This window comes from Yimella sp. RIT 621 (assembly GCF_004146205.1).
In the GTDB taxonomy this organism is placed as follows: domain Bacteria; phylum Actinomycetota; class Actinomycetes; order Actinomycetales; family Dermatophilaceae; genus Yimella; species Yimella lutea.
The window spans coordinates 1-15,194 of sequence record NZ_SEIP01000004.1 but is presented as its reverse complement, the minus strand read 5'-3'; the positions used below and the strand labels follow the sequence as shown (position 1 = coordinate 15,194).

General features: G+C 66.0%; 12 protein-coding genes and 1 pseudogene. 10 read left to right on the top strand and 3 right to left on the bottom strand.

Annotated elements, in window-relative coordinates; genetic code table 11:
* The first annotated feature begins 11 nt into the window (after positions 1 to 11).
* The 8 genes and pseudogenes from EU513_RS04760 (at position 12) to EU513_RS04730 (ending at position 10,404) form a co-directional block, all read left to right on the top strand.
* Positions 12 to 350: a DUF485 domain-containing protein gene (locus tag EU513_RS04760; protein ID WP_129624759.1), complete on the top strand. Its 339-nt coding sequence runs from the start codon at positions 12 to 14 to the stop codon at positions 348 to 350.
* Positions 350 to 1,996 (top strand): cation acetate symporter, encoded by a 1,647-nt coding sequence (locus EU513_RS04755; protein ID WP_129624758.1) that lies wholly within the window; start codon positions 350 to 352, stop codon positions 1,994 to 1,996. Before EU513_RS04760 ends, EU513_RS04755 begins: the two co-directional genes overlap by 1 nt.
* 93 nt (positions 1,997 to 2,089) lie before the next feature.
* A complete protein-coding gene (gene acs, locus EU513_RS04750) occupies positions 2,090 to 4,027 on the top strand; it encodes an acetate--CoA ligase (protein ID WP_239702203.1) in 1,938 nt (645 codons plus the stop codon).
* 162 nt (positions 4,028 to 4,189) lie between these two features.
* Positions 4,190 to 4,843, top strand: a pseudogene (locus tag EU513_RS04745) (ABC transporter ATP-binding protein); the annotation flags it as partial.
* 1 nt (position 4,844) lies between these two features.
* Entirely contained in the window at positions 4,845 to 5,489 is a 645-nt protein-coding gene (locus EU513_RS04740) for an ABC transporter permease (protein WP_129624756.1), read from the top strand.
* 127 nt (positions 5,490 to 5,616) lie between these two features.
* Entirely contained in the window at positions 5,617 to 9,543 is a 3,927-nt protein-coding gene (locus EU513_RS04735; protein WP_240795925.1) for a multifunctional oxoglutarate decarboxylase/oxoglutarate dehydrogenase thiamine pyrophosphate-binding subunit/dihydrolipoyllysine-residue succinyltransferase subunit, read from the top strand.
* Between the two features lie 19 nt (positions 9,544 to 9,562).
* Positions 9,563 to 9,736 carry a DUF6104 family protein gene (locus EU513_RS15745; protein WP_168990149.1) on the top strand — a complete coding sequence of 58 codons (174 nt, stop codon included), beginning with the start codon at positions 9,563 to 9,565 and terminating at the stop codon, positions 9,734 to 9,736.
* Positions 9,733 to 10,404 (top strand): GDSL-type esterase/lipase family protein, encoded by a 672-nt coding sequence (locus EU513_RS04730; protein WP_129624754.1) that lies wholly within the window; start codon positions 9,733 to 9,735, stop codon positions 10,402 to 10,404. The genes EU513_RS15745 and EU513_RS04730 overlap by 4 nt, the downstream gene beginning before the upstream one ends.
* Before the next feature lie 25 nt (positions 10,405 to 10,429).
* Here EU513_RS04730 and EU513_RS04725 read toward each other — a convergent pair whose 3' ends face one another.
* The 3 genes from EU513_RS04725 to rfbB are packed head-to-tail and all read right to left on the bottom strand — an operon-like array spanning position 10,430 to position 13,814.
* On the bottom strand, positions 10,430 to 11,896 hold the full coding sequence (locus tag EU513_RS04725) for a sugar transferase (protein WP_129624753.1): 1,467 nt from the start codon (positions 11,894 to 11,896) through the stop codon (positions 10,430 to 10,432).
* 17 nt (positions 11,897 to 11,913) lie between these two features.
* Positions 11,914 to 12,765 (bottom strand): dTDP-4-dehydrorhamnose reductase, encoded by an 852-nt coding sequence (gene rfbD / locus EU513_RS04720; protein WP_129624752.1) that lies wholly within the window; start codon positions 12,763 to 12,765, stop codon positions 11,914 to 11,916.
* Entirely contained in the window at positions 12,762 to 13,814 is a 1,053-nt protein-coding gene (gene rfbB, locus EU513_RS04715; protein WP_129624751.1) for a dTDP-glucose 4,6-dehydratase, read from the bottom strand. Before rfbB ends, rfbD begins: the two co-directional genes overlap by 4 nt.
* A gap of 83 nt (positions 13,815 to 13,897) precedes the next feature.
* On the opposite strand from rfbB, the gene rfbA reads away from it, so the two are divergent.
* Both rfbA and EU513_RS04705 read left to right on the top strand, forming a co-directional pair.
* Positions 13,898 to 14,788: a glucose-1-phosphate thymidylyltransferase RfbA gene (rfbA, locus tag EU513_RS04710; protein ID WP_129624750.1), complete on the top strand. Its 891-nt coding sequence runs from the start codon at positions 13,898 to 13,900 to the stop codon at positions 14,786 to 14,788.
* Positions 14,785 to 15,194, top strand: a 410-nt coding sequence (locus EU513_RS04705; protein ID WP_129624749.1) for a dTDP-4-dehydrorhamnose 3,5-epimerase family protein, incomplete at its 3' end; no start/stop codon positions are given. The genes rfbA and EU513_RS04705, both read left to right, overlap by 4 nt.

The window sequence follows — 15,194 nt, the reverse complement described above, 5'->3', positions numbered from 1 at the left end:
GAGGTGACTCGGTGAGCAACGACGGTGCTCCGAAGGTCGACGATCGCTTCATCGCGGTCCAGCAGTCCCCCGAGTTCGCCGAACTTCGCAAGAAGTTCCGCGCATTCGTCTTCCCCGTCACGGCCTTCTTCCTGGCGTGGTACTTCCTGTTCGTCCTGCTGTCGATCTACGCGCCCGGATTCATGGGCACGAAGGTGATCGGCAACATCAACATCGGCATCCTGATGGGCCTGGGACAGTTCGTGACGACGTTCGCCATCACGTTCATGTACGCCCGCTGGGCCAACCGTGAGTTCGACCCGCGCGCCGACGCCATCGGTGCCCGCCTCGCCGGCGACAAGGACTTCTGATGGGCACTCAACTGATCAGTCTCGCCGCGGCCGACCAGGTCGGCAGCCCCGTCCTGAACATCGCGATCTTCGCCGTCTTCGTCCTGGTCACGTTGACGATCGTGGTCAAGGTCGCGTCCGGCACCAAGACCGCGGGCCAGATGTACACCGGTGGCGCCTCGTTCTCCGGCAAGCAGAACGGCATCGCGATCGCCGGTGACTACCTCTCGGCGGCCTCGTTCCTCGGTATCGCCGGCGCCATCGCGTTGCAGGGCTACGACGGCTTCCTGTACTCGATCGGCTTCCTGGTCGCCTGGCTCGTCGCCCTGCTGCTGGTCGCCGAACTGATGCGCAACACCGGACGCTTCACGATGGCCGACGTGCTGTCGTACCGCCTGAAGCAGCGCCCGGTACGCATGGCCGCTGCGACGTCCGCGCTGGCCGTGTCGTTCTTCTACCTGCTCGCCCAGATGGCCGGAGCCGGTGGCCTGGTGTCGCTGCTGCTCGGTGTGAGCGGCGAGACCGCGCAGAACCTCGTCATCGCCGTCGTCGGCGTCATCATGGTGCTCTACGTGATGATCGGCGGCATGAAGGGCACCACCTGGGTGCAGATGATCAAGGCCGTCCTGCTCATCGCGGCGACCTTCATCATGACGGTCTGGGTGCTCGGCAAGTACGGCTTCAACATCAGCAAGCTCTTCGAGGCCGCGGTCAACGAGAACCCGAAGGCCGGGGAGAAACTCCTGTCGCCGGGCCTGAAGTACGGCAAGGACTCCACGACCAAGCTCGACTTCGTCTCGCTCGCCCTGGCTCTGGTGCTCGGCACCGCGGGTCTGCCGCACGTGCTGCAACGCTTCTACACGGTGCCCACCAGCAAGCAGGCACGCAAGTCGGTCGAGTGGGCCATCTGGCTCATCGGTGCCTTCTACCTGCTGACCCTGGTCATCGGCTACGGCGCCGGCGCCCTCGTCGGACCGGACAAGATCAACGCGGCTCCCGGAAAGGCCAACGCAGCGGCCCCCCTGCTCGCATTCGAACTCGGCGGCTCCCCGCTGCTGGGCATCGTGTCCGGCATCGCGTTCGCGACGATCCTCGCCGTGGTCGCCGGCCTGACGATCACCACCAGCGCCACCTTCGCGCACGACATCTACAACCAGGTGATCAAGCACGGCAAGGCGACGCAGGAGTCGGAGGTCAAGGTCGCCCGCATCGCCGCGGTCGTCGGTGGCGTCATCGCGATCGGCGGTGGCATGCTCGCCAAGGACCAGAACATCGCGTTCCTGGTGGCCCTCGCGTTCGCCGTCGCGGCCAGCGCGAATCTGCCGACGATCCTCTACTCGCTCTTCTGGAAGCGGTTCAACACCCGCGGCGCGGTGTGGAGCATCTACGGCGGTCTGATCACCGCGATCGGCCTGATCATCTTCAGCCCGGTCGTCAGCGGTAAGGGCGCGGATCCGAAGACGGGCAAGACGCTGTCCATGCTCCCGGCGGACATCGACTTCCACTGGTTCCCGCTGGACAACCCGGGCATCGTCTCGATCCCGGTCGGGTTCTTCCTCGGCTGGCTCGGCAGCGTCACCAGCAAGGAGTTCAACGCTGCCAAGTACGCCGAGATGGAGGTCCGTTCCCTGACCGGACACGGGGTTGCCGAGGCGATCGATCACTAGGAAGCTGGGTGTGGGGTGCGTCACGGCGCACCCCACACCCCGCACAGCACCCGGGCGGCCACACCACCCCCACCGCCCGATTCGTCGATGAGGATGAGGATTTTGAGCGAGACCAGCTACGCACCCGACCCGGACTTCGCTGCTGCGGCCAACGGCAAGGCAGAACTGTTCGAGCAGGCCGACGCCGACTTCGAGGGTTTCTGGGCCGACCAGGCCCGCGAGCGCATCACCTGGGCCAAGCCCTTCACACAGACCCTCGACTGGAGCAACGCTCCGTTCGCCAAGTGGTTCGCCGACGGCCAGCTCAACGTCGCCCACAACTGCGTCGACCGCCACGTCGAGGCGGGCAACGGCGAACGCGTCGCGATCCACTTCGAGGGTGACCAGGGCGACACCCGCACGATCACCTACGCCGACCTGCAGCGTGAGGTCTCCAAGGCAGCAAATGCGTTGCAGGAGTTGGGGATCAACAAGGGCGATCGGGTCGCGATCTACATGCCGATGATCCCCGAGACGATCTTCACGATGCTCGCGTGCGCTCGACTCGGCGCTCCGCACTCGGTGATCTTCGGTGGCTTCTCGGCCGATGCTCTGTACACCCGCATCGTCGACGCGGACGCGTCCGTCGTGGTCACCACCGACGGTCAGTGGCGCCGCGGCAAACCCGCACCGCTCAAGGCTGCCGTCGATGAGTCGCTCACCAAGGGCGATCACCCGGTCAAGCACGTCCTCGTCGTGCAGCGGACCAAGGGTGAGGTGGCCTGGAACGACGACCTCGACCTGTGGTGGCACGACGTGGTCGACCGCCAGTCCGACCAGCACGCCGCCGAGCCGATGGACGCCGAACACCCGCTGTTCATCCTGTACACCTCGGGCACGACCGGTAAGCCGAAGGGCATCCTGCACACGTCCGGCGGTTACCTGACGCAGGCCGCGTACACGAACTCGATCGTGCACGACGTGCACCCCGAGACCGACGTGTACTGGTGCACCGCCGATGTCGGCTGGGTCACCGGCCACTCCTACATCGTCTACGGACCGCTCGCGAACGGCGCGACGCAGGTGCTCTACGAGGGCACACCCGACACTCCGCACCAGGGCCGCTGGTGGGAGATCGTGCAGAAGTACGGCGTCACGATCCTCTACACGGCGCCCACCGCGATCCGCACGTTCATGAAGTGGGGCAACGACATCCCGGCGAAGTTCGACCTGTCGTCCATCCGCCTGCTGGGTTCGGTCGGCGAGCCGATCAACCCCGAGGCGTGGCGGTGGTACCGCGAGAACATCGGTGGCGGCAAGGCGCCGATCGTCGATACCTGGTGGCAGACCGAGACCGGCGGCATCATGATCTCGCCGTTGCCCGGACTGACCACTCTGGAGCCGGGTTCGGCACAGAGGCCGATTCCCGGCATCGCGGCCGAGATCCTGGACGACATGGGTGAGCCGTTCACCGAACCGGAGAAGGTCGGCTACCTGGTGCTCACCAAGCCGTGGCCCGCGATGCTGCGCACCATCTGGGGCGACGACCAGCGCTACCGCGACACCTACTGGAGCCGGTTCGGTGAGAAGTACTACTTCGCCGGTGACGGCGCCAAGTACGACGCCGACGGCAACATCTGGCTGCTCGGCCGCGTCGACGACGTCATGAACGTCTCGGGTCACCGACTGTCGACCGCGGAGATCGAATCCGCCCTGGTGTCACACGAATCCGTGGCCGAAGCCGCGGTGGTGGGAGCCACGGACGAGACCACCGGCCAGGCCGTCTGCGCATTCGTCATCCTGCGCGAAGGCTTCGAGGACGACGGCGACGACACCGTGCAGGAACTGCGCAACCATGTCGCCAAGGAGATCGGTCCGATCGCCAAGCCTCGGCAGATCCTGGTCGTTCCCGAACTGCCGAAGACCCGCTCGGGCAAGATCATGCGCCGTCTGCTCAAGGACGTCGCCGAGAACCGCGAGGTGGGCGACGTCACCACGCTCGCCGACTCCTCGGTGATGAACCTGATCAAGGACGGCATGGCCAAGGGCTGAAGTCTGCGATCGAACGCCCCACGTCCCCTCGGACGTGGGGCGTTCGCCGCCTCGCCGCCCGGGCCGTCGCAGTGCCGTCGCAGTGCCGTCGAAGTGCCGTCGAAGTGCCGTCGCGGGACGGCCGCGGGGCCGTTGGTCGGACTCACCCGAGCGGATGATGGGATGGGTCCTGTTCAGGTACGCGTCGACAGGGGTCCCCACGTGTCAGCTCCACCAGCCAGCGCTGCGCCGAAAGCCGGACGCGGACGCGGACGCATCGAGGTGCACAACCTCACCAAGTCGTTCAAGGGCTTCCGGGCCGTTGACGACCTGTCCTTCAACGTCGAACCGGGCCGGATCACCGGCTTCCTCGGGCCGAACGGCGCCGGCAAGACCACCACGCTCCGCATGATCCTGGGGCTCATCCGGCCGACGTCCGGCGGCTCCACCATCGGCGGCGTCCCGTACGTCAAGCTCGCCGACCCGCTGCGCACCGTCGGCTCGGCACTCGAGGCCACGAACTTCCACCCCGGACGCACCGGACGCGATCACCTACGTGTGCTCGCCACGTCCGCCGGCCTGCCGACGAGCCGCGCCGACGAACTGCTCGAACTCGTCGGCATCCCAGCGGCTGCGAAGAAACGCGCCGGCGGCTACTCGATGGGTATGCGTCAGCGGCTCGGACTGGCCGGCGCACTGCTCGGCGACCCGGACATCCTGGTGCTGGACGAGCCGGCGAACGGTCTGGACCCCGAGGGCATCCGCTGGCTGCGCGGGTTCCTGCGCCACCTGGCGGCCGAGGGCAAGACCATCCTGGTCTCCAGCCACCTGCTGTCCGGTGCCGACGTTCACACCCCTGCAGATCGCGATCAACACCTACACCACCGGTGTCGGCTTCGGATACGTGTTCCTGATGGTCATCGGCATCATGACGATCGGCTCGGAGTATCGGCACAAGACGATCACCGGCACGCTGTTGGCCGAACCGCGACGTCCGGTCATGATCGCCTCGAAGGTGATCGCGCTGCTCGGTTTCGGTGTGCTGTACGGCCTGGTGTTCCTCGCCGGATCGGTCATCACCGGCGCGACGATCCTGTCGGCGCGTGGGATGCAGGCGTTCCCCGAAGCAGGCACGCTCACCCGTTCGCTCCTGCTGGTGCTGCTCGTACTCGGCCTCTGGGCGCTCATCGGCCTCGGCCTGGGCGTGATGATCCCCAACCAGGTCGCCGCGATCCTGGTCGGCGTCGGCATCGCGTTCATCCTCGAACCGATCCTGTCGGTGGTCGGCACACTGATCGACGGTGGCCGCGACGTGGTGAAGTTCTTCCCGAGTCAGGCCACCAATGCGGTCCTCGGTGGGTACAACGGCGACCCCGAGAGCGTGATGCTGAACTGGTGGCAGGGCACGCTGATGTTGCTGCTCTACGCGGCCGTCTTCGTGGCCATCGGGACGTGGTTGACCAACCGCCGCGATGTCACCTGAGACACATCGCAACAGCACTCGACCCACACGGGCGAACCCCAGCCTGCAGGCGTAGGCTGGGGTTCGTCTGTGTGTCACCCCACACGGGCGATTCGATCGGCGACACAAACGAAAGAGGCGCATCAGCGTGTCCCAGCCTTCCGAGCCGCTCGCAAGCTTCGGCCCCAACGAGTGGTTGGTCGACGAGCTCTACGAGCAGTACCTGCAGGACAAGAACTCGGTCGACAAGGCCTGGTGGAGTTTCTTCGCCGACTACGAACCGAGTACCGAGTCCGGCTCGAGCAACGGCTCGTCCAAGAGCTCCTCGAACGGCAGCGCCGAGAAGACCGCCGAGAACACTGCGGACAAGAACGGTGAGAAGGCCGCTGCGAAGTCGTCGAAGGACGCTTCCGCGAACAGCTCCGAGAGTGACAAGGCTCGGTCCGCCGAGGGCAACGCCGAAAACGTCCAGCCGGGCGATTCCAAGGCCGCCGACGCCGACCCGTCCGCCGCTCCGCAGGCCAAGACGGAGAAGTCCCGCTCCGACCGCAACCCCGGCCGGGTGCCGACCCTCGACCCCAAGCAGCACGAGCTGTCCAACGCCCGCCCGATCTCCCGTGACGGTGGCGTTGCTCCGGTCCAGTCCGTCGACGCCGAGGACGAGAAGGTGCCGTTGAAGGGTGTCGCCGCCCGCATCGTCACCAACATGGAGCAGAGCCTGGAGGTGCCGACCGCGACCAGCGTCCGCTCGGTGCCGGCGAAGCTGCTCATCGACAACCGCATCGTCATCAACAACCATCTCGCCCGCAGCCGCGGCGGGAAGGTGAGCTTCACCCATCTGCTCGGGTACGCGATCGTCAAGGCGCTCAAGCTCGTTCCCGACATGAACAACGCGCTGGCCACCGACGACAAGGGCAAGCCGGTGCTGGTGCGCCCGGGCCACGTCAACTTCGGCCTGGCGATCGACCTGGCGAAGGACGACGGCACCCGCACGTTGGTCGTCCCGAACATCAAGAACGCCGAAGCGATGGACTTCGTGCAGTTCTGGACGGCGTACGAGGACATGGTGCGTAAGGCGCGCACCAACACCCTGACACTCGAGGACTACCAGGGCACCACGATCACCCTGACCAACCCGGGCGGCATCGGCACCGTGCACTCGGTGCCGCGCCTGATGAAGGGTGCCGGCGCGATCATCGGAGCCGGTGCGCTGGAGTACCCCGCCGAGTGGCAGGGCGCCAGCCTCAACACGCTGAACAAGAACGCGGTCAGCAAGGTCATGACGCTGACCAGCACCTACGACCACCGCATCATCCAGGGTGCGGTCTCGGGTGAGTTCCTGAAGGTCGTCCACCAGCTGCTGCTGGGCGAGGACGGGTTCTACGACGACATCTTCCAGGCGATGCGGATCCCGTACGAGCCGGTCCGTTGGGTGCGTGACATCGACACCAGCCACGACGACGACATCAACAAGGTCGCCCGTGTGCACGAGTTGATCCATGCCTATCGGGTGCGCGGGCACCTGATGGCCGACACCGACCCGCTGGAGTACAAGCAGCGTCGTCACCCCGACCTCGACATCACCAACCACGGCCTGACGCTGTGGGACCTCGACCGCACCTTCCCCACGGGAGGGTTCGGCGGCGAGCCGTTCCTGAAGCTGCGCAAGGTGCTGGGCATCCTGCGCGACTCGTACTGCCGCGGCGTCGGTATCGAGTACATGCACATCCAGGACCCCGAGCAACGCCAGTGGATCCAGGGCAAGGTCGAGGTGCCCTACGAGAAGCAGACCTCGGCCGAGCAGCTGCGCATCCTGCGCAAGCTCAACGCCGCAGAGGCGTTCGAGACCTTTCTGCAGACCAAGTTCGTCGGCCAGAAGCGCTTCAGCCTCGAGGGCGGCGAGTCGGTCATCGCGCTGATGGACCGGATCATGTGCGAGGCCGCCGACGAGGGTCTCGACGAGATCTGCATCGGTATGCCGCACCGCGGACGCCTGAACGTGCTGGCCAACATCGCCGGCAAGTCCTACGGCCAGATCTTCCGTGAGTTCGAGGGCACCCAGGACCCCAACTCGGTGCAGGGGTCGGGCGACGTGAAGTACCACCTGGGCACCGAGGGCGAGTTCGTCTCCGACGCCGGCAACAAGACCAAGGTCTACCTCGCCGCCAACCCCTCCCACTTGGAGGCCGTCAACCCGGTGCTGGAAGGCATCGCGCGCGCCAAGCAGGACCGCATCAACCTTGCCGGCACCGCGTTCACCGTGTTGCCGATCCTGCTGCACGGTGACGCTGCGTTCGCCGGTCAGGGTGTGGTGGCCGAGACGCTGAACCTGAGCCAGCTGCGCGGGTACCGCACCGGCGGCACGATCCACGTCGTGATCAACAACCAGGTCGGTTTCACCACCGCGCCGTCGCAGTCGCGTTCGTCGACCTACTCGACCGACGTCGCCCGGATGATCCAGGCGCCGATCTTCCACGTCAACGGCGACGACCCGGAGGCGTGCGTGCGCGTCGCCGAGCTGGCCTACGAGTTCCGTCAGCGCTTCCACAAGGACGTCGTCATCGACATGGTGTGCTACCGCCGCCGTGGCCACAACGAGGGCGACGACCCTTCGATGACACAGCCGCTGATGTACAACCTCATCGAGGCCAAGCGCAGCGTCCGCAAGCTGTACACCGAGGCCCTCATCGGCCGCGGTGACATCACCCCGGACGAGGCCGAGGCCGCCCTGCGCGACTACCAGCAGCAGCTGGAGCGGGTGTTCGTGGAGACCAAGGAGGCCAAGAAGCAGGCCGCCGCCCCCTCAACCCCCGACGCCTCGACCGGCACCGACGCCGAGGGCCACGGTGGCCTGGAGCGTCCGTCCGCGCAGACGGCCGACGACGCGACGGTCGACGGCCGCAACCGCTCGACGGCGATCAGCGAGTCCGACCTGCACAAGATCGGTGAGACCTGGGTCAAGCCGCCGGAGGGCTTCACCGTCCACCCGAAGCTCGCCAAGCTCATGGACCGCCGCAACGAGATGGTCCACAAGGGCGGGATCGACTGGGCCATGGGCGAATTGGCCGCCTTCGGCTCGTTGATGATGGAAGGCATCCCCGTGCGCCTGGCCGGCCAGGACAGCCGCCGCGGCACCTTCGTGCAGCGTCACGCCGTCCTCATCGACAAGGTCAACGGCAACGAATGGACGCCGCTGCGTTACCTGTCCCCCGACCAGGCCTGGTTCTGGGTGTATGACTCCCTGCTGTCGGAGTACGCCGCACTCGGGTTCGAGTACGGCTACTCCGTCGAGCGTCCGGATGCGCTGGTGCTCTGGGAGGCTCAGTTCGGTGACTTCGCCAACGGCGCCCAGACGATCATGGACGAGTTCATCTCCTCCTCGGAGCAGAAGTGGGCGCAGCGCTCGTCTGTCGTGCTGCTGCTGCCGCACGGCTACGAGGGTCAGGGTCCCGACCACAGCTCGGCCCGCATCGAGCGGTTCCTGCAGATGTTCGCCGAGGACAACATGACGATCGCATACCCGAGCACGCCGGCGAGCTACTTCCACCTCCTGCGTCGCCAGGCGTACGCGCGTCCGCGCCGTCCGCTGATCGTGTTCACGCCCAAGCAACTGCTTCGCCTGAAGGCGGCGACCAGCAGACCCGAGGAGTTCACCAGCGGTGTGTTCCAGCCGGTGCTGCCGGACGCCACCAAGCCCGAGGCCTCGCAGGTCGACCGGGTGCTGCTGGCATCGGCGCGTGTCGTGTACGACCTGGAAGCCGAGCGCGAGAAGCGTGGCGACACCAAGACCGCGATCGTCCGGGTCGAGCAGTTGGCCCCCATTCCCGCCAAGGAGATCGCCGAGATCATCGGCCAGTACCCGAACGCCGAGCTGGTGTGGGTGCAGGACGAGCCCAAGAACCAAGGTGCGTGGCCGTTCATGGCGCTCAACCTGCCGGAGGCTCTGGCCGAGTTCGGCGAGACCCGCGGACTGCGCGTCGTGTCACGTGCTGCCGCGGCATCGCCGGCGACCGGATCGCCCAAGCGTCACGCGGCCCAGCTGGCCGAGTTGGTCGCTTCGGCGTTCGACCGCTGACCGGAACGGCCGAGTACGGATGTACTTCACCGACCGCGGAATCGAAGAATTGGCGAGTCGGCGTGGCGAGGAAGAGGTCAGCCTGGAATGGTTGGCCGATCAGCTGCGCGCTTTCGTCGACCTCAACCCGGAGTTCGAAGTGCCGGTCGAACGGCTGGCAACATGGTTGGCTCGCCTGGATGACGACGAATGACGAGTGAGGATCGAGTGACCCAGAACGACGAACGGCGTCAGCCGGAGTTCAACCCGAGCGCCGAGTTCCAGGTGGTCGAGGGTCCACGCCGGGTCGGCGTGTGCTTCGTCGGCGACGAGTACGTAGCAGGACTCGGCGACCCCAAGGCGCTCGGTTGGGTTTCGCGGGTCATGGCCCGCACCCCGCACGCCGGGGTCGACCTAGCCGCGTACAACCTGGGCGTCCGTGGCGACAGTTCGACCGAGGTTCTCGCCCGGTGGCAACAGGAGTCCGAGCCGCGATGGCGCACCGCGAACGAGCGGCGCCTGGTCATCGGTTTCGGTGCGGGCGACATCGAGCAGGACCTCTCGACGGCACGCTCGCGCCTGAACCTCGCCAACATCCTGGACGACGCGTCGTCCGCGGCCATCGCGACCTTCGTCGTCGGGCCGGCGCCCACCCAGGACAACGAGTTCAACGAGCGCCTGCAGGTGCTGGTCGATGCGCAGGCGGACGTCTGTTCACGCCGCGGCGTCACCTACGTCGACTGCTTCCGCCCGTTGCTCGGGCACGACCAGTGGCAGTCCGATCTTGCTGCATCACCCGACGGCCTGCCCGGGCAGGCCGGTTACGGCCTCATCGCCTGGCTCGTGCTGCACGCCGCCTGGCAGTCCTGGCTCGACCTCTGAGCCTGACCCGCCCGATCACGCTCGATCAGTACGCGCCGTCCTTCGCCAGGACGGCGCGTACTGTCTTGACGAGGATGAGCAGGTCACCGGTCATCGACCAGTTCTCCACGTAGTACAGGTCCTTGCGCACACTCTCGTCCCAGGTCAGGTTGGAGCGTCCACCCACCTGCCACGGCCCGGTGATGCCGGGCTTCACGTACAGCCGTCGATGCACGTGCTGGTCGTAGGTCTCGACTTCGGCGGGTAACGGCGGACGGGGGCCGACCAACGACATGTGCCCACGGATCACGTCGAACAGCTGCGGCAGTTCGTCGATGGAGTAGCGGCGGATGAACCTGCCGGTGCGCGTGACACGCGGGTCGTCCTTCATCTTGAACAGGATCTCGTTGCCGTCATGGTCCTCGCGCAACGACTGCAGGCGGGCCTCGGCATCGGCATCGGTGACCATCGAGCGGAACTTCGTCATCCGGAAACGGGAGCCGTTGACCCCCACGCGCTCCTGCCGGTAGAACGCGGGACCGTGGTCCTCGAGCTTCACCGCAAGTGCGGTCACGATCATGATCGGAGCCGCCAACAGCAGCATGCAGAGCGCGACGACGAGGTCGAACGCTCGCTTTCCGACGTACTTCATCCCGGTGTAGCGCGGCATCTCCACGCTGATCAACGGCAGACCCTCGACCGGCTTCCAGTGGATTCGCGGACCGGCGATATCGGTCATGCGGCTGGCGAGCACCAGATTGCACTCGGTTTCTTCGAGATCCCAGCCGAGATCACGCAGGAAGGTCGGACCGGTGGAACTTTGACCGGCGACCACCACGACATCGGCACCGACCACCATCGCCGCCCTCGCGGCGTCCTCCGGCCGGCCGACCTCGGGCAGGACGCTGCCGTCGGCCAACCGGAACTCACGGGACTGACCTGCGGTCGCGACCGCCACGACCTCATAACCCGCGATCGGGGTCCGCCGCACGGTGTCGACGACGTAGCGGACCTCGACCGGTGAACCGACCACGAGCGCCCGCTCGACCCACTCCCCACGCCCCCGACGCCGGACCAGCACCCGGCGCTGCACGACCCGTCCGATCAACAACAGGATCAGACCGAGCGGGAAGGCCACAGCAAGGAATCCGCGAGCGAACGCGACCTTGAACAGCGTCGCGAAGATCGCCACACCGCCGAACAACGCCCACGTCGCACGGGCCAGGTCGCGGTATTCGGTCGAGCCGACGGCCACGACCTTCATGCTGTAACCGCCGAACGCTGCGATCGCGATCAACCACGCCAAGCCGAGCGCGATACCGGTCTGGCTGTACGACAGGTCGCCGAGCCCGGCGACCTTCGCACCGCGCGGATCGCCGAAGCGCATGACGACTGCCAACCACATCGCCAGGGCGATCCCGAGCACGTCGCCGGCCAGCAGGCGTGCTTGAAGGGACCGGCGCCAGTTGATGTGCGTGGAACCGGTGACCGTTCGCTCGCCCAAGGTCGTCATACGGGGCCGTTCATCCCTCACGTGCCCCGTGTCACGACCGGCAGTGCGGCGGCCAGGCGTTCGTTCCAGGGGCCGATGGGCTCGATCCCGTTCGAGTCGAACGCGTCGTGGCCCAGGACGCTGTTCGCGGGACGGGGTGCCGGTACCGGAAACTGATCGGTGGTGATCGGAGCGACTCGTCGGGCCTCGAGGCCGGACAGGGTGAAGATCTCCTGCGCGAACCGGTGCCAGGAGGTCGAGCCGGAACTGGTGCCGTGGTAATAGCCACCCGGGGCCCCGGAGTTCACGAGTCGGACGATGAGTTCGGCCAGGTCACGGGTCCAGGTAGGCTGCCCGACCTGGTCCGCGACGACGGTCAACGTGTCGCGTTCACCGGCCAGCCGCAGCATGGTCTTGACGAAGTTGCCCCCACCGGCGCCGTACAACCATGCCGTCCGGACCACATAGGCGTCCGGACTTGCTTGCCGCACAGCCCATTCGCCCGCGGCCTTCGTACGACCGTACGCCGAAGCAGGTGCTTGCGGAGCGTCCTCGGGCCACGGCTGGTCACCGTCACCGGGCATCACGTAGTCGGTCGAGACATGCACCAGTCGGACACCGGCAGCCGCGCACGCGACCGCGACGTTGTGAGCGCCGACCGCGTTGATCATAAACGCCTCGCCCTCGTGCTCCTCGGCCTTGTCGACCGCGGTCCATGCCGCACAGTTCACCACCATGTCAGCGTCCCGCACCGCGTGCGTCACCGCTCCCGGAACCCGGATATCGCAGTCCGCACTGCCCAGAGCCCAAAAATGCTCTCCCGCCTGCGCCAACACCGACTGCAGGTCCTGACCGAGCATCCCGTGCCCGCCCAGCAACACCCACCTCATCGATCAGCACCCATGGGACCCGGGGAAGTGCCGGTCGAAGTGCCGGTGGACAGGACCTGTTGGGTGCGGGCGTACTTGTCCTCGACCGCTTGCTTCACCGGACGCCACCAGGCTTCGTTGGCCTGGTACCACTCGACCGTCGCGGCCAAACCCTCATCGAAGCTACGGTAGGTCGGTTCCCACCCCAGTTCGGTGCGCAGCAGGGTGGAATCGATCGCGTACCGCAGGTCGTGCCCGGCCCGGTCGGTCACCTGATCGAACGCGTCCGGCTCTTGCCCGAACAGCACCAACAGTTTGCGCACCACGTCCAGGTTGTTGACCTCACCATCAGCACCGATCAGATACGTCGCACCGATCCGGCCACGATCCAAGATCGCCCACACCGCACTGTTGTGATCATCGACATGGATCCAGTCGCGCACATTCAAACCCTGCCCGTACAGCTTCGGGCGCACCCCATCGATCAGGTTCGTGATCTGCCGCGGAATGAACTTCTCCACATGCTGACGCGGACCGTAATTGTTCGAACAGTTCGAGATCGTGGCCTGCACCCCGAACGACCGAACCCACGCCCGCACCAACAAATCCGACGCACCCTTGGTCGACGAATACGGCGAGGAGGGGTTGTACGCCGTGGCCTCGGTGAACCGGCCCGGGTCCTCCAACTCCAGATCGCCGTACACCTCATCGGTCGAAATGTGGTGATACCTCACCCCATGCGCACGGACCGCTTCCAACAACGTGTACGTGCCGATCACATTCGTATCCAGAAACGGGCGCGGGTCAGCCAACGAATTGTCGTTGTGCGACTCCGCCGCGAAATGCACCACCGCATCCGCACCCGCCACCACACCGTTCACCAGGTCAGCATCCGCGATATCGCCCTGGACGAACTCGACCTCATCCAGCACGCCGTCCAGGGACGCCTTCGACCCCGCATAGGTCAACTTGTCCAACACCGTGACCCGCACATCCGGCCGCGTCCGCCGCGTCAGCTGAACGAAATTGCTGCCGATGAACCCCGCCCCACCGGTCACCACGATCCGCACGAAAAAAGCCCCACTCCACGCTCGACTCGACGCCGGAACAGACGCCCGCGCAAGCCTACCGGCCAACCCATAGACTGCCGCGGGTGAAGGGAATCATTCTCGCTGGCGGGTCAGGCACACGACTGCACCCGATCACTCGCGGCATCAGCAAACAACTCATGCCGATCTACGACAAACCGATGATCTACTACCCGCTGTCAACCCTGATGATGGCCGGCATCCGCGAAATCCTGATCATCACCACACCCCACGACGCCGAGCAATTCCAACGCCTGCTCGGCAACGGATCCCAATGGGGCATCGAGCTGACCTACGCCGTACAACCCTCACCCGACGGCCTCGCCCAAGCCTTCATCATCGGCGCCGACTTCATCGGCAAGGACAACGTCGCCTTCGTCCTCGGCGACAACATTTTTCACGGCACTGGACTCGGCACCCGCCTACGCGACCACAACAACCTCACCGGCGGGCTCATCTTCGCCTACCACGTCCCCAACCCCACCGCCTACGGGGTCGTGGAATTCGACGAACACATGCGCGCCGTGTCCATCGAGGAAAAACCCACCTACCCCAAATCGAACTACGCCGTCCCCGGTCTCTACTTCTACGACAACAACGTCATCGACATCGCCCGCAACCTACAACCCAGCACCCGCGGCGAACTCGAGATCACCGGCATCAACGACGCCTACCTCCAACAAGGCACCCTGCAAGTCACCGTCCTACCCCGCGGCACCGCCTGGTTCGACACGGGCACCTTCGACGGCCTCATGTCCGCCTCCCAATTCGTTCACGTCGTCGAAGAACAACAAGGACTCAAAATCGGGTGCATCGAAGAAATCGCCTGGCACAACGGTTGGCTCGACGACGACACTCTGCGACAACACGCCGACGACCTCACCAAAAGCGGATACGGCCTCTACCTACACCGCATCCTCGCCGAACCCCGACGCGAAGGACGACTCGCCCGATGAACATCGAACCCCTCGCCATCGAAGGCGCCTACGTCATCACCCCGCGCCAGTTCCCCGACGACCGCGGCGTATTCATGGAAGGCTTCCGCGCCGACAAACTCGCCGAACACCTCGGCCACCAGATGCAGGTCCTGCAGACCAACATCTCCGTCTCCAGCGCCGGCACCGTCCGCGGCATCCACTACGCCGACGTACCACCCTCACAAGCCAAATACATCACCGCCGCCTCCGGCGCCCTCATCGACTACATCATCGACATCCGCGTCGGCTCCCCCACTTACGGCGAATGGGACTGCGTCCTGCTCGACAGCGACTCCCGCAAAGCCGTCTACCTGTCCGAAGGACTCGGTCACGCCTTCTGCGCGCTGCAGGACGACACCACCGCCGTCTACCTCTGCTCCGCCGT